Source organism: Streptomyces sp. A2-16 (assembly GCF_018128905.1).
Classification (GTDB): Bacteria; Actinomycetota; Actinomycetes; order Streptomycetales; family Streptomycetaceae; genus Streptomyces.
On sequence record NZ_CP063808.1, the window covers coordinates 1,764,398 to 1,784,440 of the forward strand.

Below are 20,043 nucleotides of genomic sequence, written 5' to 3' on the forward strand. Positions count from 1 at the left end.
ACTTCTCGGGGATTTTCCGCCGAGTAAGCAGGGAAGGCCCTGACAGCCCTGAAAGATACGAACGCGCTGGTCAGGGCCTACTTTCTCAGCACTCGATGATGTTCACCGCGAGCCCCCCGCGGGCCGTCTCCTTGTACTTCACGCTCATGTCCGCCCCGGTGTCTTTCATCGTCTTGATGACCTTGTCGAGGGACACCTTGTGGGAGCCGTCCCCCCGCAGGGCCATCCTCGCCGCCGTGACCGCCTTCACCGCGGCCATGCCGTTGCGTTCGATGCAGGGGATCTGGACGAGGCCGCCGACCGGGTCGCAGGTGAGGCCGAGGTTGTGCTCCATGCCGATCTCCGCGGCGTTCTCGACCTGTTCGGGGGAGCCGCCGAGCACCTCGGCGAGGGCGCCCGCGGCCATGGAGCAGGCGGAGCCGACCTCGCCCTGGCAGCCGACCTCGGCGCCGGAGATGGAGGCGTTCTCCTTGAAGAGCATGCCGATCGCGCCCGCGGCGAGGAGGAAGCGGACCACGCCGTCCTCGTCCGCGCCGGGAACGAAGTTCATGTAGTAGTGCAGGACCGCGGGGATGATGCCGGCCGCGCCGTTCGTCGGGGCCGTCACCACCCGGCCGCCGGCCGCGTTCTCCTCGTTGACCGCCATCGCGTACAGCGTGATCCACTCCATGGAGTGGGCCAACGCGTCGCCCTCCGCCCGCAGTTGACGGGCCGTCATGGAGGCGCGCCGACGCACCCGCAGACCGCCCGGCAGGATGCCCTCCTGGGACATGCCCCGGGACACACAGGCCTGCATCACGCGCCAGATGTCCAGGAGCCCGGCCCGGATCTCGTCCTCCGTGCGCCAGGCACGCTCGTTCTCCAGCATCAGGGAGGAGATCGACAGGCCGGTCTCCTCGGCCAGGCGCAGCAACTCGTCACCCGTGCGGAAGGGGTACTTCAGCACCGTATCGTCGAGCTTGATGCGGTCCTCGCCGACCGCGTCCTCGTCCACGACGAAGCCGCCGCCGACCGAGTAGTACGTCTTGGACAGCAGTTCCTCGCCCGAGGCGTCGTACGCCCACACGGTCATGCCGTTCGCGTGGTACGGAAGGGCCTTGCGGCGGTGCAGCACCAGGTCGTCGTCGAAGGAGAACGGGATCTGGTGCTCACCGAGCAGCTTCAGGACCCCGGCGGCCTTGATCGCCGCCACCCGGTCGTCCGCGTTCTCCACGTCCACCGTGCGCGGGGAGGCGCCCTCCAGGCCCAGCAGAACCGCCTTCGGGGTGCCGTGGCCGTGGCCGGTCGCGCCCAGGGAGCCGTACAGCTCGCAGCGGACGGAGGCGACCGACGGCAGCAGGTCCTCGTTGCGCAGGCGGCGCGCGAACATACGGGCGGCGCGCATCGGGCCGACCGTGTGGGAGCTCGACGGGCCGATGCCTATCGAGAACAGGTCGAAGACCGAGATGGCCACGGGAACTCCTTCACCAAGGGCGGGGGGCACACGTCGTCGGGTGCCCCCCACCGTGGAACTACTTGTTCAGGCCGGGGTACAGCGGGTGCTTGTCGGCAAGGGCCTTGACCCGGGCCTTCAGCGACTCCACGTCGTACGACGGCTTCAGGGCCTCGGCGATCACGTCCGCGACCTCGGCGAAGTCCTCGGCCGTGAAGCCGCGGGTGGCCAGGGCGGGTGTGCCGATCCGCAGGCCCGACGTCACCATCGGCGGGCGCGGGTCGTTCGGGACGGCGTTGCGGTTGACCGTGATGCCGACCTCGTGGAGACGGTCCTCGGCCTGCTTGCCGTCCAGCTCGGACTCGCGCAGGTCGACGAGGATCAGGTGCACGTCGGTGCCGCCGGAGAGCACGTCGACCCCGGCCTCCCGGGCGTCGTCGGCCGTCAGACGCTCGGCGAGGATGCGCGCACCCTCCACCGTACGCCGCTGGCGCTCCTTGAACTCCTCGCCCGCCGCCACCTTGAAGGACACCGCCTTCGCCGCGATCACGTGCTCCAGGGGACCGCCCTGGAAGCCCGGGAAGACGGAGGAGTTCAGCTTCTTCGCGAACTCCTGCCTGGCGAGGATGATGCCGCCGCGCGGGCCGCCCAGCGTCTTGTGGGTGGTGGAGGTGACCACGTCGGCGTACGGCACCGGGTTCTGGTGCAGCCCCGCGGCCACGAGACCGGCGAAGTGGGCCATGTCGACCCACAGGTACGCCTCGACCTCGTCGGCGATCCGGCGGAACTCCGCGAAGTCCAGCTGCCGCGGATAGGCGGACCAGCCCGCGATGATCACCTTGGGGCGGTGCTCCTTGGCGAGCTTCTCCAGCTCGGCCATGTCGACCAGACCGGTGACCGGGTCCACGTGGTAGGCGACCACGTCGAACTGCTTGCCGGAGAAGTTCAGCCGCATTCCGTGGGTCAGGTGACCGCCGTGCGCGAGGTCCAGGCCCAGGATCGTGTCGCCGGGCTGGGCCAGCGCGAACAGGGCGGCCTGGTTCGCGGAGGCACCGGAGTGGGGCTGCACATTGGCGTACTCGGCGCCGAACAGCTCCTTGAGCCGGTCGATCGCGATCTGCTCGGCCACGTCGACGTGCTCGCAGCCGCCGTAGTAGCGGCGGCCCGGGTAGCCCTCGGCGTACTTGTTGGTGAGGACCGAGCCCTGCGCCTCCATGACCGCGAGCGGAGCGAAGTTCTCCGAGGCGATCATCTCGAGGGTTGACTGCTGCCTGACCAGCTCGGCGTCGACCGCGGCGGCGATCTCAGGGTCGAGCTCGTGCAGGGGCGTGTTCAGTGCGGACATCAGGTGCGGACTCCTCAGCCGGCGGAAAAGGCGGTGTACTCGTCGGCGGAGAGCAGGTCGGCCGGCTCCTCCGAGACGCGTACCTTGAACAGCCAGCCGCCCTCGAAGGGGGCGGAGTTCACCAGTGCCGGGTCGCTGACGACGTCCTCGTTGACCTCGGTGACCTCACCGGAGACGGGGGAGTACAGGTCGCTGACCGACTTGGTCGACTCCAGCTCGCCGCAGGTCTCGCCCGCGGTCACCGTGTCACCGACCTCCGGGAGCTGCACGAAGACGACATCGCCGAGGGCGTTGGCCGCGTGCTCCGTGATGCCGACCGTCGAGACGCCGTCCTCGGCGCCCGACAGCCACTCGTGCTCCTTGCTGTAGCGCAGCTGCTGGGGGTTGCTCATGGCCTGAATTCTCCTGTACGCGGGGGAGTGCTGGTGAATGGGGGACTGCGGAAGGCGTGCGTGAGCAGCGACTCTGTGCCCAGCATCACCTACGACGGCTACTTCTGGCGCTTGTAGAACGGCAGCGCCACGACCTCGTACGGCTCGTGGCTGCCCCGGATGTCCACACCGACACCGGCCGTGCCCGGTGTGGCGTGGGCGGGGTCGACGTACGCCATGGCGATCGGCTTGCCCAGCGTGGGCGAGGGGGCGCCGGAGGTGACCTCGCCGACCACCTCGCCGTCGGCGACGACCGCGTACCCGGCACGCGGCACGCGACGCCCCTCGGCGACCAGGCCGACGAGGACGCGCGGCGGCTCGTGGTTCGCGTTCTCCGCGGCCTCACGCAGGGCCGCGCGGCCCACGAAGTCGCCCTCCTTCTCGAACTTCACGACCCGCCCGAGGCCCGCGTCGAAGGGCGTCAGCTCCCGCGAGAGCTCGTGCCCGTACAGCGGCATGCCCGCCTCCAGGCGCAGGGTGTCCCGGCAGGACAGTCCGCAGGGGACGAGTCCGACGCCCTCGCCCGCCTTGGTCAGCGCCTGCCACAGCTCCACCGCGTGCTCCGGCTTCACGAAGAGTTCGAAGCCGTCCTCCCCGGTGTACCCGGTGCGCGCGATCAGCGCGGGCACCCCGGCGACCGTGCCCGGCAGACCGGCGTAGTACTTCAGCCCGTCCAGGTCGGCGTCGGTCAGGGACGCGAGGATCCCGGGGGACTCCGGACCCTGTACGGCGATCAGGGCGTAGGCGTCCCGGTCGTCGCGCACCTCGGCGTCGAAGCCGGCCGCGCGCTCGGTCAGGGCGTCGAGGACGACCTGGGCGTTGGAGGCGTTGGCGACGACCATGTACTCGGTGTCGGCGAGACGGTAGACGATCAGGTCGTCCAGGATGCCGCCGTCGGCCTGGCAGATCATGGTGTAGCGGGCGCGGCCCACGCCGACGGAGGCGATGTTGCCGACGAGGGCGAAGTTCAGCAGCTGGGCGGCCTGCGGTCCGGTCACGGTGATCTCGCCCATGTGGGAGAGGTCGAAGAGCCCGGCCCTCGTGCGCACCGCGTTGTGCTCGTCGCGCTCGGAGCCGTACCGCAGGGGCATGTCCCAGCCGGCGAAGTCGGTCATCGTCGCACCGAGGGAGCGATGCAGGGCATCGAGCGCGGTGAGACGGAGTTCAGAACTGCTCATCGGACGGTCGTCTCCAAGGATCCCAGGACATGGGTATGACGGGCGAGGTATTCCTCCCCATCTGTCATCGGAACCTGAGAGGTTCGCCATGAAGACATGGCTTGCACCTTGGGTGGGGCCGCCTCGGGTGGGCGGCCCGCTTTTCAGATGTGCCTCGCCCGCGCGGTAACGGGGCCTGAGAGATTCAAGGGAGGGACTTGCTCCTTCGGCGCCCGGGTACACGTACCCAGGACTCTCCCGCGCGGATTCAAGCGGCCGGTATGCAGTTGGCGCGGACATCATTGCACGCATCGGACGCCGACGGCAGGGCCGCACCCGACCGCCCCTCGACCCTTCCTTCTTGTAACCGGCTTGTGGCGGTACGAGTACAGAAACGCGAGAGATCGTCCATTACCTTCTCTTTACGCTCGGTGGGGAGGGGAACCCTTACCCCGGAGGAGGACGATGACGGTGAACAGGACCACGGCGTACGCGGCGACCTCGGCCCTCGCGCTGCCCGAGCAGCCCGCGGCCCCGGCCGTCGAGGCCCGCGGCGCCCGCCCGGTCGTCCGTGACCTGCGCGACCGCGCGGGCCACGGTCCGCGCGCCCTGCTCTTCGGCCCCAAGGACCTCGTCGTCATCACCGGTCTGCCGGGCAGCGGCAAGTCCACGCTGATGAAGCGTGCCGTCAGCGGAATCCGGATCGACTCCCAGGACACCCGCGACCGCTGGGACGCCCGGCTGTCCCGTGTGCTGCCGTACGCCGTCTACCGCCCCTGGGTCCGGTTCGCGCACTACGCCGGCCTGCGCCGCGCCCTGCGCTCCGGCGAGGGAGTCGTGGTGCACGACTGCGGGACCCAGGCCTGGGTGCGGGGCTGGCTGGCCCGCGAGGCCCGGCGCCGGGGCGGCACCCTGCATCTGCTGCTGCTCGACGTCACCGCGGACACCGCTCTCGAGGGCCAGCGCGAGCGAGGCCGGGGCGTCTCGCGGTACGCCTTCCTGCGGCACCGGGGGGCGGCCTCCCGGCTGATCCGCTCGGTGGAGCGCGGTGACCTGCCCCAGGGCTGCGGTTCGGCGGTGCTGATCGACCGGGACGCGGCGGACGTGCTGCGGCGGATCGGGTTCACGGGCTGAGGCGCGTGGGCTTCTTGGGCCGAGCGGGGCGGAGCGGGGCCGAGCCGGTCATGGGCCGCACCCGCTAGCCTTCAGCCACATCAGTAGCGGTTCACAGCAGGCGGTCAGACAGATGGACTTCCCGGCGGATCTTCCCGCGGACTTTCCAGGACAGGCGCACCCCCACCCCCCTTCGCACGGCGGATGGCCCGGCAACGAGCTGGAGGAGGTGCTCTCGGCCTCCCTCGGCATGCCCTCGGCGGGCGGCCGGATCATCGAGGTGCTCGGCCGCAGCTTCGTCTGGATCCCCCTGCCCAACGGGGGCGGTCCGCACAGCGGCCCCCTTGACCTGCCCACTCTGGAGATCCAGGGCCAGGCGTTCGTCCCGGTCTTCAGCTCCGAGGAGCAGTTCCGCCAGGTCGTCGGCTCGCACCTGTCGTACACCATCGCCCCGGCGGTGGAGTTCGCCCGCGGTCTGCCCCCGCACGTGGGCATCGCCGTGAACCCCGACGGAGTGGTCGGCGTCCCGCTGCCGCCCGCCGCGGTGGCCGACCTGTGCCGGGTCGGACGCACCCCGCTGGACGGCCCCAACACCGGCGGACGCGTCAAGCTGTACGAGCCCGACTGGCAGGACGACCCGGTCGACTTCCTCGCCACCGCGGCCGCGGAGTTCGCGGCGACGGGCGTGGTCCTCACCGCCCGCCGCTGCCTGGCCGCCATCGAGACGGCCGACCCGGTGATGTTCGTGGGCGTGGAACTCTCCCAGTGGGAGGGCGACCTGCGAACCCTGCCGATGGACGCCCTGGGCAGGGCCCTCGGCACGACCCCGGTGCGGTGGCCGGTCAACCTGGTCCTGCTGGACGTGGCGGACGACCCGGTGGGCCACTGGATGCGGGGACAGGTGCGCCCCTTCTACACGCAGGGCTAGCCGAACTCACCCTGGGCCGCGGGGAACTGCGCGAGGAGTCGCGGCCGACCCGCACCCGCCGACATCGCACAGGTCCCGAGCTCGTGGGCGCTTAAGCTGGTTTCATACTCGGGGAACTTTCAAGAAGGGGCGATACGACGTGAGCGCCAGCGGCACCGCGACCGGCACGGTCGAGCACATGCTGCGCCAGGTGACCCCCGGGCGCTACGACGCCTACGAGGCATTGCTGCGCGCCCTCGCGACCCCGAACAACGGCCAGATCTGGATGCTCCTGTGGCACGGCCAGTCCGGCTCCCCGGACGCCCAGTACGGAAACATGGAGGTCGACGGCTACGGCTACGCCCCCTGCGTGACCTCGGCCCAGGAGCTGAGCGCCAGTGGCTGGAACCGTTCGTACGAAGTGGCCGACGCCATCGACGTGGCCCGCACCCTCTACCCCGACCACTTCGGCCTCTGGCTCAACCCGCACGCCCCCGGCGGCGGCGTCGGCATCCCCTGGCTCGATCTGCGCCGTATCGCGACCGGACTGGAGCGTCAGCCCGCGGGGCCGCTCAGGCTCTCGGAACCCGGCATCGAGATCCCCCAGTTCTACGCCCTGCTCGTGCAGAACGCCCACCGCACCCCGGCGGTCCGCTCGCTGCGCCGCGCCTGGGTGCAGCCGGCGCTCGGGGCGCCGTATCTCGCCATCGGCCTGGATGTGTACGACACCAGCCCCTCGGCGGTGGACTCGGTGCGCGCGATGATGCAGCAGTCCATCGGCGCGGTCCCGGACGGACTGCCGGTGTCGACGGTCGCGATGTCCGACGAGTACGACCCGGTGGCGCTGTGGATGCGTGCCGGTGCCCGTCCGTTCTACGACCGTGAGGCCCACGGATCTCCCGCTCAGGCACCGGCGGCCGGGTACGGCTACCCGCCCGTCCGTGGTGGTTACTGAGAGCAATGACACCCGTTCGGCTCGTTTGCGTAACAGCCACGTTTCTTCGCGCGTAGATAGCGGCGGATCATCGCGAATGTCGCCTATTGTGCCGTTCTGTCCCAACTGACATGTGTCCGGGGGGCGTTACCCGCTGTTCGGATAACGGAATCCCTCTTACTGCATCACGGTTACGCATACTTTCTTCGCCAGGCCTGGCGGGTGATCGCAGCGAAGCTGAAGACTCCCCAGGCAGACGCAGGATCGGACGTTCCTGTGAACTGAGCAAGTCGACAAAGCCGTAATCCACGGCAGGTGTAGGCCGGTCACCACCGGCGAGAGGGGTCGGGTCACTGTGACCGCACCGATCGAGACCACCGGGGCGCAGGCCGAGGCGCAGCCGGAGGCTGTCCTCGCCGGCGCCGGCAAGGGGCAGATCGAGGGCCGTTCCCTGGGGCAGATCGCCTGGTCCCGGTTCAAGAAGGACAAGGTGGCGGTCGCCGGCGGTGTGATCGTCATCCTGCTGATCCTGGTCGCGGTGCTCTCCCGTCCCATCCAGGCCATGTTCGGGCTGGACCCGAACGCCCTGCACCAGGATCTGATCGACCCCAACACCTCGCTGCCCAAGGGCGGCTGGGGCGGCATGAGCTGGGACCACCCGCTCGGCGTGGAGCCGAAGTTCGGCCGCGACATCGCCACCCGCATCCTCGAGGGCTCCTGGGTCTCGCTGGTCGTGGCCTTCGGTGCCACGATCCTGTCCAACACGATCGGCGCGGTCCTCGGCGTGGTCGCCGGTTACTACGGCGGCCGGGTCGACACGATCATCAGCCGGCTCATGGACACCTTCCTGGCGTTCCCGCTGCTGCTGTTCGCCATCGCCATCTCGGCCACCCTGCAGGGCGGTGCCTTCGGGCTGGAGGGCCTGCCGCTGCACATCAGCGTGCTGATCTTCATCATCGGCTTCTTCAACTGGCCCTACCTGGGCCGTATCGTGCGCGGCCAGACCCTGGCCCTGCGCGAGCGGGAGTTCGTCGACGCCTCGCGGGGGATGGGGGCCAAGGGGCCCTACATCCTCTTCCGGGAGCTGCTGCCGAACCTCGTCGGCCCGATCATCGTCTACTCGACGCTGCTCATCCCGACCAACATCCTCTTCGAGGCGTCCCTCAGTTTCCTCGGCGTCGGCATCCAGCCTCCGCAGGCGTCCTGGGGCGGCATGATCAACCAGGCGGTCGACTACTACCAGGTCGACCCCCAGTTCATGATCGTGCCTGGTCTGGCCATCTTCGTGACCGTCCTGGCGTTCAATCTGCTCGGTGACGGTCTCCGCGACGCTCTCGACCCGCGCAGCCGCTGACCCGCGGCGGCGGTGAGAGTCCACAAGATTTCCGACAATTGAAGGGGAAGCAGACCATCATGCGAAGGTCAGCGCTGGCCGCAGTGGCGGCCATCGGCAGTGCGAGCCTGTTGCTCTCGGCTTGCAGCAAGGCCGATGACAACGGTGGAGACGAAAGCAAGTCGGCAGGGGCCAACGCAGCGACCAAGGGTGTCGTCAACGCCTCCACCCAGAAGGGTGGGACGGTCACGTACGAGTACTCCGACGTCCCGGACTCCTTCGACCCCGGCAACACGTACTACGCCTACATGTACAACCTCAGCCGGCTGTACGCCCGCCCGCTGATGACCTTCGCGCCCGGTCCGGGCGAGGAGGGCAACAAGCTGGTCCCGGACCTCGCCGAGAGCGCCGGTGTGCCCAGCGACGGCGGCAAGACGTGGACGTACAAGATCCGTTCCGGCCTGAAGTACCAGGACGGCACCGCGATCACCTCGAAGGACGTCAAGTACGCCGTCGAGCGCTCGAACTTCGCGCGTGACGTGCTCTCCCTCGGCCCGAACTACTTCCAGCAGTTCCTCGTGGGCGGCAAGGACTACAAGGGCCCCTACAAGGACAAGAGCGCCGAGGGCCTGAAGTCCATCGAGACGCCGGACGACAACACGATCGTCTTCAAGCTCGACCGTGCCTTCCAGGAGTTCGACTACCTGGTGGCGACGCCGCAGACGGCTCCGGTGCCGCAGGCCAAGGACACCGGCGTCGACTACGTCAAGAGCATCGTCTCCTCGGGCTCGTACAAGTTCCAGAGCTACAAGGAGGGCCAGCAGGCCGTCCTCGTGCGCAACGAGAACTGGGACGCGAAGACGGACCCGCTGCGCAAGCAGTACCCGGACAAGATCGTCGTCAAGCTGAAGGTCAACGCCGAGACGATCGACCAGGACGTCCAGTCCGGTGACGCGATCGACCTCGGTGGTACCGGTGTCCAGGCCGCGACCCAGGCGAAGGTCGTCAACGACGCCAACCTGAAGGCCAACACGGACAACACCTACGGTGGCCGTCTGGTCTACATGGCGATCAACACCCAGGTCGCGCCGTTCGACAAGGTCGAGTGCCGCAAGGCCGTCGAGTACGCCATCGACAAGGTCTCCGTGCAGACCGCCGAGGGCGGCCCGATCCGCGGTGACATCGCCACGACCGTCCTGCCGCCGGACATCACCGGCTACCAGAAGGCGGACGTCTACGCGACCACCGGCAACAAGGGTGACGTCGCCAAGGCCAAGGAGCAGCTGAAGGCCTGCGGCAAGTCGAGCATCAGCACCAACCTCTCGGCCCGCAGCGACCGTCCGCAGGAGATCGACGCGGCCACCGCGATCATCGCCTCGCTGAAGAAGGTCGGCATCAACGCCAGCCTGAAGCAGTACCCGTCGGGCAAGTACTTCACCGACTACGCCGGTGTCCCGACCTTCGACAAGAAGCAGAACATCGGTCTGCACATGATGCAGTGGGGTGCCGACTGGCCCTCCGGCTACGGCTTCCTGCAGCAGATCCTGCACGGTGACGCGATCGGTGCCTCCGGCAACACCAACCTCTCGTACCTGAACGACAAGCAGATCAACGAGATGCTGGAGAAGGCCATCGCCACCGAGGACGACTCGGCGCGCAACGCCCTGTACGCCCAGATCGACAAGCGTGCGATGGACCTGGCGGCGCTCGTCCCGCTGACCTACTTCAAGGTCCTGCTGTACCGTCCGGCCGGCTTCACCAACCTGGTGTCCACGGCGGCCTTCAGCGGTCAGTACGACTACCTCAACATCGGCACGACCAAGAAGTAGCCCCGGAAGGCAGGTGAAGGCATTGGTGCCCGTGGGCTTCGCGGCCCACGGGCACCAGCGCCGGTCCCCGTGATCTCGTACATCCTCCGTCGGACGTTCGCGGCAGTGATCCTGCTGTTGGTCGTCACCGCGGTCACCTTCGCGATCTTCTTCCTGCTGCCACGGATGGCCGGCCAGACCGCCGACCAGCTCGCGCAGCAGTACCTGGGCAAGAGCCCGACGAAGGCGGACATCCTCGCGGTCAAGCAGAACCTGGGTCTGGACGACCCGCTGTACCTGCAGTACTGGCACTTCATCAAGGGTGTCGTGTCCGGGGCCACCTACAACCTGGGTCCCACGACCGCGCACTGCGACGCGCCGTGCTTCGGCTACTCCTTCAAGACCCACGAGGCGGTCTGGCCGCAGCTCACCTCGCGCATCCCGGTGACCGCGTCGCTGGCCCTCGGTGCCGCCGTGCTGTGGCTGGTCTCCGGTGTCGTGATCGGTGTGATCTCCGCGCTCAAGCCCGGCAGCTTCTTCGACCGCAGCTTCATGGGTGTCGCGCTCGCCGGTGTCTCGCTGCCCATGTTCTTCACGGGCAACCTGGCGCTGCTGCTCTTCACCTACCAGTGGCCGATCTTCGGCCGCACCTACGTGCCGTTCACGGAGAATCCGGCCCAGTGGGCCAACACGCTCTTCCCGGCCTGGTGCTCGCTCGCTCTGCTGTACTCCGCCATCTACGCCCGGCTGACCCGTTCGGGCATGCTGGAGACGATGAACGAGGACTTCATCCGCACGGCCCGCGCCAAGGGCCTGCGCGAGCGCAACGTGGTCGCCCGGCACGGCCTCAGGGCCGCCCTGACGCCGATCATCACCGTGTTCGGCATGGACCTGGGTCTGCTGCTCGGCGGTGCGGTGATCACCGAGACCGTCTTCTCGCTGCCCGGCATCGGCCAGTACGCGGTCCAGGGCATCACCGACAACGACCTGCCCCCGATCCTCGGCGTCACCCTGCTGGCCGCCATCTTCGTCGTAGTCGCAAATCTCCTGGTGGACCTGTTGTACGCCGCCGCCGACCCGCGGGTGAGGCTCTCGTGACCGAACTGTCCAAGACCGGTGCCGCGCTGGGCGAGCCCGCGCCCGGCAACGCTCCCGACGCCTTCCTCGCGGTCCGCGACCTCAAGGTGCACTTCCCGACCGACGACGGCCTGGTCAAGTCCGTCGACGGGCTCAGCTTCCAGGTGGAGAAGGGCAAGACCCTCTGCATCGTGGGCGAGTCGGGCTCCGGCAAGTCCGTCACCTCGCTGGCCATCATGGGCCTGCACCGGCTGGGCGCACGCGGCAAGAACGTCCAGATGTCCGGCGAGATCTGGCTGGACGGCAAGGAACTGATCTCCGCCGACCCGGACGAGGTGCGCCGGCTGCGCGGCCGCGAGATGGCGATGATCTTCCAGGACCCGCTGTCCGCGATGCACCCGTACTACACGATCGGCAACCAGATCGTGGAGGCGTACCGGGTCCACCACGACGTCAACAAGAAGACCGCGCGCAAGCGGGCGATCGAGATGCTCGACCGGGTCGGCATCCCCGAGCCCGGCAAGCGGATCGACAGCTACCCGCACGAGTTCTCCGGCGGTATGCGCCAGCGCGCGATGATCGCCATGGCGCTCGTCAACAACCCCGAGCTGCTCATCGCGGACGAGCCGACGACCGCCCTGGACGTCACCGTCCAGGCGCAGATCCTCGACCTCATCCGGGACCTGCAGAAGGAGTTCGGCTCCGCGGTCGTCCTCATCACCCACGACCTGGGTGTGGTCGCCGAGATCGCCGACGACGTCCTCGTGATGTACGGCGGCCGGTGCGTGGAGCGCGGCAGCGTCGACGACGTCTTCGAGCGCCCGCAGCACCCGTACACCTGGGGTCTGCTGGGCTCGATGCCGCGCATCGACCGGGAGACCTCCGAGCGGCTCATCCCCGTCAAGGGTCAGCCGCCGAGCCTCATCAACGTCCCCTCGGGCTGCGCCTTCCACCCCCGCTGCCCGTACGCGGACATCCCCAAGGGCGATGTCACCCGTACCGTGCGCCCGGAGCTCCAAGAGGTCGGCGCCGGGCACTTCTCCGCGTGCCACCTCTCGCTGGAGGACCGCACGCGGATCTGGACCGAAGAGATTGCGCCGAAGCTGTGAGTGAGACGAAGAAGGACGCGGACGTGACGACCGCCCCCGACGAGCGCGAGGTGCTGCTCAAGGTCGAGGGCCTCCAGAAGCACTTCCCGATCCGCAAGGGTGTCCTCCAGCGCCAGGTCGGCGCGGTCAAGGCGGTCGACGGCATCGACTTCGAGGTCCGCAAGGGCGAGACGCTCGGTGTGGTCGGCGAGTCGGGCTGCGGCAAGTCGACCATGGGCCGGGTCATCACCCGTCTCCAGGAGCCGACCGGCGGCTCGATCCACTTCGAGGGCCAGGACATCACGCGGCTGAAGCCGGCCGGGATGCGTCCGCTGCGGCGGGACATCCAGATGATCTTCCAGGACCCGTACGGCTCGCTGAACCCGCGCCACACCATCGGCGGAATCGTCTCGGCACCCTTCCGTCTCCAGGGCGTGGAGCCCGAGGGCGGGGTGAAGAAGGAGGTCCAGCGCCTCCTCGAGCTGGTGGGCCTGAGCCCCGAGCACTACAACCGCTACCCGCACGAGTTCTCCGGCGGCCAGCGCCAGCGCATCGGCATCGCCCGCGCGCTCGCCCTGAAGCCGAAGCTGGTGGTGGCGGACGAGCCGGTCTCGGCCCTCGACGTGTCGATCCAGGCGCAGGTCGTGAACCTGATGGACGACCTCCAGCAGGAGCTCGGCCTCACCTACGTGATCATCGCGCACGACCTGTCCGTCGTACGGCATGTCTCGGACCGCATCGCGGTGATGTACCTCGGCAAGATCGTCGAACTCGCCGACCGCACCTCGCTGTACGAGGCGCCGATGCACCCGTACACCAAGGCGCTGATGTCGGCGGTCCCGGTGCCGGACCCCAAGCGCCGGGGCGCCAAGTCCGAGCGCATCCTGCTGCGCGGCGACGTCCCGTCCCCGATCTCCCCGCCCTCCGGCTGCCGCTTCCACACGCGCTGCTGGAAGGCGACGGAGATCTGCCGGACCACGGAGCCGCAGCTGATCGAGCTGCGCCCGGGCCAGCGCGTGGCCTGCCACCACCCCGAGAACTTCGCGGACCAGGCGCCCCAGGACACGGTCCTGCTGTCGGTCGCCAAGGAGGCGGCCGGGCTGGTCGCCGAGGAGGTCCTCGCGGAGTCGGCGGCGACGTCGGCGGCGGTGGCGGCGGAGGTGGAGTCCCCCCGGGAGGGCGACACCGAGGCTGCCGCGGAGACGGCGGAGCAGCCTGAGGCGGAGGCCGCGGTGGATGCCAAGGCCACGACCGGGAAGACGGGGCCCGGCGCGAGGACGGCACCGCTCGAGACCGGTGAGTCGGCCGACGAACCGGAAACCCCCGGTCAGGAGTCAACCGACAAGTAACGCATGACGAGTTGGCAAAGTCATGCACATGCCCGAACGGGAGAGTGAAGAGTCGTCCGTGTCCGACTTATCGGCACACGCTCGAAAGGGACGACACCATGAGACTCTCCCGTTCGGCACGCTTAGGAGCCGTCGCGACCGCGGCGGCTTCCTTCTTTGTCATCGCGGCCGCCCCGGGACCCAAACCCGGCGCCCCCGGCATCGGGGACCCCTACTTCCCGAACCTCGGCAACGGCGGCTACGACGCCCGCCATTACACCCTCGACGTGGCGTACAACCCGGACACCGACCGTCTGGACGGCCGTACGACACTCTCCGCCCGCGCCACCCAGAACCTCTCCTCCTTCGACCTCGACCTCCAGAAGCTGGAAGTCACCAAGGTCGAAGTCGACGGCAGACGGGCCCGGTTCACGCGCGACGGCGACGAGATCCACATCACCCCGCGCCAATCCCTGCGCAAGAACAGGGACTTCACCGTCGCCGTCACCTACGGCGGCGTCCCGGAACCCCTCAACGGACCCATCGTGTTCGGCTCCGACTACGGCTGGATGAAGACCCCCGACGGTGTCTTCGTCGCCTGTGAACCCAACGCCGCCTCCACCTGGTTCCCCTCCAGCGACCACCCCTCCGACAAGGCCGCCTACGACATCCGTATCAGGACCCCGAAGGGCCTGACCGCCGTGTCCAACGGCCGGCTCGTGTCGACGTACGACAAGGGCGGCTCGACGTACACCCACTGGCGCGAGAAGAAGCCGATGGCGACCTATCTCGCGACCGCCACCATCGGGAAGTTCGACGTCCGCACCGGCACCACCCCGGGCGGCACCCCGATCTACGTCGCCATCGACCCGGTCCTCGCCAACAGCAACAACGTCGACGTGTACGCCGTCACCGCCGACGCCACCGACTACTGGTCCCAGGTCTTCGGGCCGTACCCCTTCGAGGAGACCGGCGCGATCGTCGACGACATGCCGCAGGCCGGGTTCTCGCTGGAGGTGCAGACCAAGCCGGCCTACTCGGCGGTGCGCAGCGAGACGACGATCGTGCACGAACTGGCCCACCAGTGGTTCGGCGACTCCGTGAGCGTCGAGCGCTGGAAGGACATCTGGCTCAACGAGGGCTTCGCCACCTACGCCCAGTGGCTGTGGGCCGAGCACAAGGGCACGCGCAGCGCCCACGACTCCTTCGTCGCCGCCTACGACGCCCGTCCGGCCGACAGCGCCTTCTGGCAGATCACCGTCGGCGACCCGCAGCGGGACACGATGTTCGCGTCCGCGGTCTACCAGCGCGGCGCGATGACCCTCCAGGCGTTGCGCGAACGGATCGGCGACACCGCGTTCTTCAAGCTGCTGCCGGCCTGGACGAAGCTCCACCGCTACGGCAACGCGAACACGGCCGACTTCATCGGCCTCGCGGAGAAGGTCAGCGGACAGCAACTGGACGACCTGTTCCGCACCTGGCTCTTCACCACGGGCAAACCGGCCCGGTAACAGCCTCTGCGCAAGAATGCGGTGTGCTCCAGCAACTGTTCACTCCCTCCGTCCAGCACACGCTCGACCTCGTCGGCATCTTCGTGTTCGCCATCTCCGGCGCGCTGCTGGCCGTCCGCAAGAACTTCGACGTCTTCGGCATCGCCGTCCTCGCCGAGGTCACCGCGCTGGGCGGAGGGCTGTTCCGGGACCTGATCATCGGCGCGGTGCCGCCTGCCGCGTTCACCGATCTCGGCTACTTCATCACCCCGCTGCTCGCCGCGCTCCTGGTCTTCTTCCTGCACCCGCACGTGGAGCGCATCCAGGTCGGTGTGAACGTCTTCGACGCGGCGGGCCTCGGCCTGTTCTGCGTCGCCGGGACGACGAAGGCGTACGAGTACGGACTGGGCCTCACCCAGTCCGCCACTCTGGGGCTCGCCACCGCCGTCGGCGGCGGTGTGCTCAGGGACGTGCTCGCCAACGAGGTGCCCTCACTGCTGCGCTGGGACCGCGACCTGTACGCGGTCCCGGCGATCGTCGGCGCCACCATGGTGGTCCTGTGCATCCGCTACGACGCCCTCACCCCGTTCACCAGCGGGCTCGCCGCGCTCACGGCCTTCGTGCTGCGCCTGCTCGCGATGCGGTTCCACTGGCGAGCTCCGCGGGCCTGGAACCGCCGGTCGACCGTGCGTGAGGAGTAGCGCCCGCCCGGCCGTGCAGCAGCCCCATCTCCTCGGTCAGCCAGCGGAACGCCGGGACCACCTGCGGCCGCCACAGCGCCATGTTGTGGCCGCCGGCACTCTTCGGGATGTAGACCACGTGCACGGTCGTCGGCGCCTTCGCGACCTGTTCGAGGCCCATGGCGGCCTCGTAGCCGTCGCCCGGCTGACCGGACTGGTAGAGCGCGATCGCGGGCGGGGTGCGGGCCTCGCGCAGCAGCAGATAGGGGTTGTTGGCGCGGCGCAGGGCGGGTGTCTCGGCGGCCAGCGAGTTGCGTTCGCCGATCGGGTCGTTGTAGCCGGACATGCTCACCGCGGCCCGGTAGCGGTCGGGGTGGGCGACGGCGAGCTTGGTCGCGCAGTGCCCGCCCGCCGAGTACCCGGCGGCGGCCCAGCCCGCAGGCCCGGACTGGGCGCGGAAGTTGTCCGTGATCATCTTCGGGACGTCGACGCTGAGCCAGGTGTCGGCGTTGACCGTGCCCGTGATGTTGGCGCAGCCGGTGTCCACCCCGGCCAGCAGGTTCATGCGGGGGGCGACCAGGATGAACGGCGCCACCCTGCCGTCCCGCATCAGCGGTTGCAGCTGGTTCACCGCGTGCAGCGACCCGAACCAGGCCTTCGCCGAGCCGGGATAGCCCGACAGCAGCTCCACCACGGGGAACTTGTGGTGCCGGTAGGCGGGCTCGCCGTACTGCGGCGGCAGCCAGACGTAGACCTCGGCGTTCACCCCCGAGACCCGGCCCTTGAGCTGGGTGACCCGTACGCCCTTCATGCCGGGTCCGGAGGCGTTCGTGAAGTGCTGCCTCACCTTGGGCAACCGTTTCAGCGAGATGCCGCCGGTGCCGTCGGCACCCAGGTCGGCGGCCTGCTGGACGTGGTTGCCGGTGCCGAGCAGGTCGGCCCAGTTGTCGTACAGGTTGTTCTGGTTGTTGACCAGGACGAAGACGAGGCCGACGGCGGTGCCCTGGGCGAACAGCACCATCAGTACGCGGGCGACGGCGCGTGCGATCCGGGGTCCCCGAAGCCGCGACCACAGGGCCAGCGGAAGCACGAGGGCGACGACGGACAGCACGATCAGCGTGTAGAGGAACGTGGTCCCGGTGAGGCTCATGTCCCTGTAGAGGGGGATGCCGGGGGAGGGGTTTACGGGCGAGTACGGACACTTACCGAAGAATTGCCCGGGTCTCACCTGGGGTGATCCACGTGAGAGGCGTTACAAAGCTACCGCTTAGTAGTCGGTTGTTGTACCGTTCAGCCATGCCAGAAGCAGCCTCCGTCACGCGCGCCACGATCGGCGACAGCGAGTTCGACCGGGACACCGCGGTCACCCGCCGCGCACCCGGCGTCTACGACATCGACCTCTCCGCGGGCTGGACGATCATCAGCGCCGTCAACGGCGGCTACCTCCTGGCCGTCCTGGGCCGCGCCCTCGCGGACGCCCTGCCGCACGCCGACCCGTTCACGATCTCCGCGCACTACCTGACCGCGTCCCAGCCGGGCCCCGCGGTGATCCGCACGGACGTCGTCCGCACCGGCCGCACCCTCTCCACCGGCCAGGCCTCGCTCTTCCAGTACGACGACGAGGGCAGGGAGGTCGAACGCATCCGCGTCCTCGCCTCCTACGGCGATCTCGACACCCTCCCCGACGACGTCCGTACGACGGCCGAGCCGCCCCTGATCCCGCCGATGGACCAGTGCTTCGGCCCCCAGGACGGGCCCGCCCCGGTCGAGGGCAGCTCCGCCATCACCGACCGGCTGATGCTCAAGCTCGACCCGTCGACCCTGGGCTGGGCTCTCGGCGCGCCCTCCGGCAAGGGCGAGATGCGCTCCTGGTTCGGCCTCGCGGACGGCCGGGACATGGACCCCCTCTCGCTGCTGCTCGCGGTGGACGCGCTGCCGCCCACCGCCTTCGAGATCGGCCTCAAGGGCTGGGTGCCGACGGTCGAGCTGACCGTCCACGTGCGCTGCCGCCCGGCCCCGGGCCCCCTCCGTGTCTCCATCACCACCCGCAACCTCGCCGGCGGCTTCCTGGAGGAGGACGCGGAGGTCTGGGACAGCGAGGACCGGCTGGTCGCCCAGTCACGGCAGTTGGCGAGGGTGCGGCTGGGCTGAGCCCGGCCCAGGGATGGATCCTGGTGCGGTGAAGTCCGACCGCCTCCTGTCGATCCTGCTCCTGCTCCAGACCCGCGGCCGGGTGACCGCCCCCGAACTCGCCGAGCGGCTGGAGGTCTCCGTCCGCACGGTCTACCGGGACGTCGAAGCCCTCTCCGCCTCGGGTGTCCCGGTCTATGCCGAGCGCGGGCGGCACGGCGGCATCGAACTCCTCGCCGGCTTCCGCACGGACGTCACCGGCCTGACCGCCGACGAGTCGCGCGCCCTGTTCGTCCTGGCCGCCCAGGGCGCCCACGCGGCCCTCGGTCTGGACTCCGCCCTCGGCTCGGCATTGCGCAAGGTGATGGCCGCGCTGCCCGCCCCGCACCGCCCGGCCGCCGAGGCCACCTCCCGGCGCGTCCTGGTCGACGCCACCCGCTGGCAGGGCGGACCGCAACCCGCCGTCGACCTGGACGTGTTGCAGGACGCGGTCTTCGCCGACCGCCGCCTGCGACTGCGGTACCGGCACAGCGGCGAGCGCACGACACGGACGTACACCGTCGACCCGTACGGCCTCGTCTCCAAGGCCGGGGTCTGGTACCTGGTCGCCGACCGGCGCGGGCTCCCGCGGCTGTTCCGCGCCGACCGGGTGCACTCCGCGGCCGTCCTGGACACGCCCGTCAAGCGCCGGCCCGGGGTCGAACTCGCCGACGCCTGGGCGGTGTTGCGCCGCCGCGTCGAGGAGCGACCCGGCGGCATCGACGTCACCGTGCGCGTCCGCCGCGACCGACTCGACCTGTTCCTGCGGCTGATGGCGCCGTACCTGCGCGAACTCCCCGAGGACGACGGCGCGAGCGCGTGGGTGACGGCCCGGCTCCGCCTCGGGGTGGTCGGTGAGGCCCGCCAACTCCTGCAGTTCTCCGACCGGGTGGAGGTCCTCGCACCGCCCGAGGTGCGTGAGGAGGTGGCCCGCGCGGCCGCGTCTGTCACGGCTCTGTACCAGCCAGTAGGCGGGCGCTCCGGACGTAACCCCAGCTCAACGGGGCTGCTTTAGCCGCGCTTTGCCCTGCGCACAGGCCGGGGACAGGCCGGACTCAAGGAAGGCTCAGGGGCCGTTGCGAGAGTTCCCGGCCTCAGGTCCTCCTCATCCTCCCTGGAGCTGTCTCTCATGAAGCGTGTGCGTCTCCTCCCCGCCGTCGCCCTGCTGGCGCTCTCGCCCCTCGCCCTGGTGGCCTGCGGTTCGGGCGACTCGTCCTCGACCTCCGACAGCGGCAACTCGGGGCAGCAGCAGAACTGTCAGGCCCCCACCGGCAACGCCTCCGGCATGCCGAGCGGCGCCCCCTCGGGCGCCCCGACCGGCGACGCGACCGCGCGGCCCTCGGGCGCGCCCAGCGCCAACCCCTCCGGCATGCCGAGCGGCGGTCCCGGGGGCGGCCAGGGCGGCCAGGGTGGTCAGGGCGGCCCCGGCGGCGGCGTGGGCGGCTGTGGCGGCCCCGGCGGCGGCGCGGGCGGGGCGGCCCCGAGCGGCGCGCCCAGCGGTGCACCCAGCGCGGCTGCGAGTGCGGCCGCGACCAAGAGCTGACCCGGCGGCGGCGCGGGCGGTGCGGCTCCGAGTGGGCGCGCCCAGCGGTGCGCCCAGCGCGGCTGCGAGTGCGGCCGCGACCAAGAGCTGACCCGGCGCCGGACGCCGGACGCCGGACGCCGTACGGCAGGGGCGGCACTCCCGGTGAACGGGGGGCCACCCCTTTGTGCCGCCCTTTGTGTCGTCCTTCGCCTAGCCCCTTTGCGTC

The 20,043-nt window shown here is 69.7% G+C and carries 18 protein-coding genes and 1 riboswitch; of the genes, 13 read left to right on the plus strand and 5 right to left on the minus strand.

Annotation, left to right across the window (positions count from 1 at the left end; genetic code table 11):
• Nucleotides 1–85: 85 nt before the first annotated feature.
• The 4 genes from IOD14_RS08205 to gcvT all read right to left on the minus strand — a co-directional run bounded on the left by IOD14_RS08205 (nt 86) and on the right by gcvT (nt 4,386).
• Nucleotides 86–1,453 (minus strand): L-serine ammonia-lyase, encoded by a 1,368-nt coding sequence (locus tag IOD14_RS08205; RefSeq protein WP_212669963.1) that lies wholly within the window; start codon nt 1,451–1,453, stop codon nt 86–88.
• Between the two features lie 58 nt (nt 1,454–1,511).
• A complete protein-coding gene (gene glyA / locus IOD14_RS08210; RefSeq protein WP_212669964.1) occupies nt 1,512–2,777 on the minus strand; it encodes a serine hydroxymethyltransferase in 1,266 nt (421 codons plus the stop codon).
• Nucleotides 2,778–2,791: 14 nt separating this feature from the next.
• Nucleotides 2,792–3,169 carry a glycine cleavage system protein GcvH gene (gene gcvH, locus IOD14_RS08215; RefSeq protein ID WP_031058756.1) on the minus strand — a complete coding sequence of 126 codons (378 nt, stop codon included), beginning with the start codon at nt 3,167–3,169 and terminating at the stop codon, nt 2,792–2,794.
• A 98-nt stretch (nt 3,170–3,267) separates the two neighbouring features.
• Nucleotides 3,268–4,386 carry a glycine cleavage system aminomethyltransferase GcvT gene (gene gcvT, locus IOD14_RS08220; protein ID WP_123991751.1) on the minus strand — a complete coding sequence of 373 codons (1,119 nt, stop codon included), beginning with the start codon at nt 4,384–4,386 and terminating at the stop codon, nt 3,268–3,270.
• Nucleotides 4,387–4,539: 153 nt separating this feature from the next.
• Nucleotides 4,540–4,636: riboswitch (glycine riboswitch) on the minus strand.
• Between the two features lie 194 nt (nt 4,637–4,830).
• On the opposite strand from gcvT, the gene IOD14_RS08225 reads away from it, so the two are divergent.
• The 10 genes from IOD14_RS08225 to IOD14_RS08270 all read left to right on the plus strand — a co-directional run bounded on the left by IOD14_RS08225 (nt 4,831) and on the right by IOD14_RS08270 (nt 16,144).
• On the plus strand, nt 4,831–5,499 hold the full coding sequence (locus IOD14_RS08225; RefSeq protein WP_123991752.1) for an AAA family ATPase: 669 nt from the start codon (nt 4,831–4,833) through the stop codon (nt 5,497–5,499).
• A gap of 112 nt (nt 5,500–5,611) precedes the next feature.
• Complete coding sequence (locus IOD14_RS08230; RefSeq protein WP_123991753.1) at nt 5,612–6,406, plus strand: enhanced serine sensitivity protein SseB; 795 nt, start codon at nt 5,612–5,614, stop codon at nt 6,404–6,406.
• Between the two features lie 139 nt (nt 6,407–6,545).
• Nucleotides 6,546–7,340, plus strand: a complete 795-nt coding sequence (locus tag IOD14_RS08235) for an enhanced serine sensitivity protein SseB C-terminal domain-containing protein (RefSeq protein WP_123991754.1) — start codon at nt 6,546–6,548, stop codon at nt 7,338–7,340.
• Nucleotides 7,341–7,674: 334 nt separating this feature from the next.
• A complete protein-coding gene (locus IOD14_RS08240) occupies nt 7,675–8,673 on the plus strand; it encodes an ABC transporter permease (RefSeq protein ID WP_123991755.1) in 999 nt (332 codons plus the stop codon).
• A 59-nt stretch (nt 8,674–8,732) separates the two neighbouring features.
• Nucleotides 8,733–10,481, plus strand: a complete 1,749-nt coding sequence (locus tag IOD14_RS08245) for an ABC transporter substrate-binding protein (protein ID WP_212669965.1) — start codon at nt 8,733–8,735, stop codon at nt 10,479–10,481.
• Nucleotides 10,482–10,550: 69 nt separating this feature from the next.
• Entirely contained in the window at nt 10,551–11,558 is a 1,008-nt protein-coding gene (locus IOD14_RS08250) for an ABC transporter permease (protein WP_123991757.1), read from the plus strand.
• Entirely contained in the window at nt 11,555–12,646 is a 1,092-nt protein-coding gene (locus IOD14_RS08255; RefSeq protein WP_123991758.1) for an ABC transporter ATP-binding protein, read from the plus strand. Before IOD14_RS08250 ends, IOD14_RS08255 begins: the two co-directional genes overlap by 4 nt.
• The gene (locus IOD14_RS08260; protein WP_212669966.1) at nt 12,643–13,974 is read left to right on the plus strand and encodes a dipeptide ABC transporter ATP-binding protein; all 1,332 of its coding nucleotides are present in this window, start codon (nt 12,643–12,645) and stop codon (nt 13,972–13,974) included. The genes IOD14_RS08255 and IOD14_RS08260 overlap by 4 nt, the downstream gene beginning before the upstream one ends.
• Nucleotides 13,975–14,072: 98 nt before the next feature.
• Entirely contained in the window at nt 14,073–15,464 is a 1,392-nt protein-coding gene (locus IOD14_RS08265; protein ID WP_212669967.1) for a M1 family metallopeptidase, read from the plus strand.
• 23 nt (nt 15,465–15,487) lie between these two features.
• Nucleotides 15,488–16,144, plus strand: a complete 657-nt coding sequence (locus IOD14_RS08270) for a trimeric intracellular cation channel family protein (RefSeq protein WP_123991760.1) — start codon at nt 15,488–15,490, stop codon at nt 16,142–16,144.
• Here IOD14_RS08270 and IOD14_RS08275 read toward each other — a convergent pair.
• The gene (locus IOD14_RS08275) at nt 16,053–17,273 is read right to left on the minus strand and encodes an alpha/beta hydrolase-fold protein (RefSeq protein WP_123991761.1); all 1,221 of its coding nucleotides are present in this window, start codon (nt 17,271–17,273) and stop codon (nt 16,053–16,055) included. The two genes, IOD14_RS08270 and IOD14_RS08275, sit on opposite strands and share 92 nt — an antisense overlap.
• A gap of 146 nt (nt 17,274–17,419) precedes the next feature.
• Here IOD14_RS08275 and IOD14_RS08280 point away from each other — a divergent pair, with 146 nt between their 5' ends.
• The 3 genes from IOD14_RS08280 to IOD14_RS08290 all read left to right on the plus strand — a co-directional run bounded on the left by IOD14_RS08280 (nt 17,420) and on the right by IOD14_RS08290 (nt 19,835).
• Complete coding sequence (locus IOD14_RS08280; protein WP_212669968.1) at nt 17,420–18,274, plus strand: thioesterase family protein; 855 nt, start codon at nt 17,420–17,422, stop codon at nt 18,272–18,274.
• Nucleotides 18,275–18,302: 28 nt separating this feature from the next.
• Nucleotides 18,303–19,307 carry a YafY family protein gene (locus tag IOD14_RS08285; RefSeq protein WP_212669969.1) on the plus strand — a complete coding sequence of 335 codons (1,005 nt, stop codon included), beginning with the start codon at nt 18,303–18,305 and terminating at the stop codon, nt 19,305–19,307.
• A gap of 114 nt (nt 19,308–19,421) precedes the next feature.
• The gene (locus IOD14_RS08290; RefSeq protein WP_212669970.1) at nt 19,422–19,835 is read left to right on the plus strand and encodes a hypothetical protein; all 414 of its coding nucleotides are present in this window, start codon (nt 19,422–19,424) and stop codon (nt 19,833–19,835) included.
• The last annotated feature ends 208 nt before the right edge of the window (nt 19,836–20,043 follow it).

Coding starts and splice junctions, on each gene's coding strand:
- IOD14_RS08280 (WP_212669968.1), top strand. CDS start 17,420: ATGCCAGAAGCAGCCTCCGTCACGCGCGCCACGATCGGCGACAGCGAG.
- gcvT (WP_123991751.1), bottom strand. CDS start 4,386: ATGAGCAGTTCTGAACTCCGTCTCACCGCGCTCGATGCCCTGCATCGC.
- IOD14_RS08230 (WP_123991753.1), top strand. CDS start 5,612: ATGGACTTCCCGGCGGATCTTCCCGCGGACTTTCCAGGACAGGCGCAC.
- gcvH (WP_031058756.1), bottom strand. CDS start 3,169: ATGAGCAACCCCCAGCAGCTGCGCTACAGCAAGGAGCACGAGTGGCTG.
- IOD14_RS08265 (WP_212669967.1), top strand. CDS start 14,073: ATGAGACTCTCCCGTTCGGCACGCTTAGGAGCCGTCGCGACCGCGGCG.
- IOD14_RS08275 (WP_123991761.1), bottom strand. CDS start 17,273: ATGAGCCTCACCGGGACCACGTTCCTCTACACGCTGATCGTGCTGTCC.
- IOD14_RS08225 (WP_123991752.1), top strand. CDS start 4,831: ATGACGGTGAACAGGACCACGGCGTACGCGGCGACCTCGGCCCTCGCG.
- glyA (WP_212669964.1), bottom strand. CDS start 2,777: ATGTCCGCACTGAACACGCCCCTGCACGAGCTCGACCCTGAGATCGCC.
- IOD14_RS08290 (WP_212669970.1), top strand. CDS start 19,422: ATGAAGCGTGTGCGTCTCCTCCCCGCCGTCGCCCTGCTGGCGCTCTCG.
- IOD14_RS08245 (WP_212669965.1), top strand. CDS start 8,733: ATGCGAAGGTCAGCGCTGGCCGCAGTGGCGGCCATCGGCAGTGCGAGC.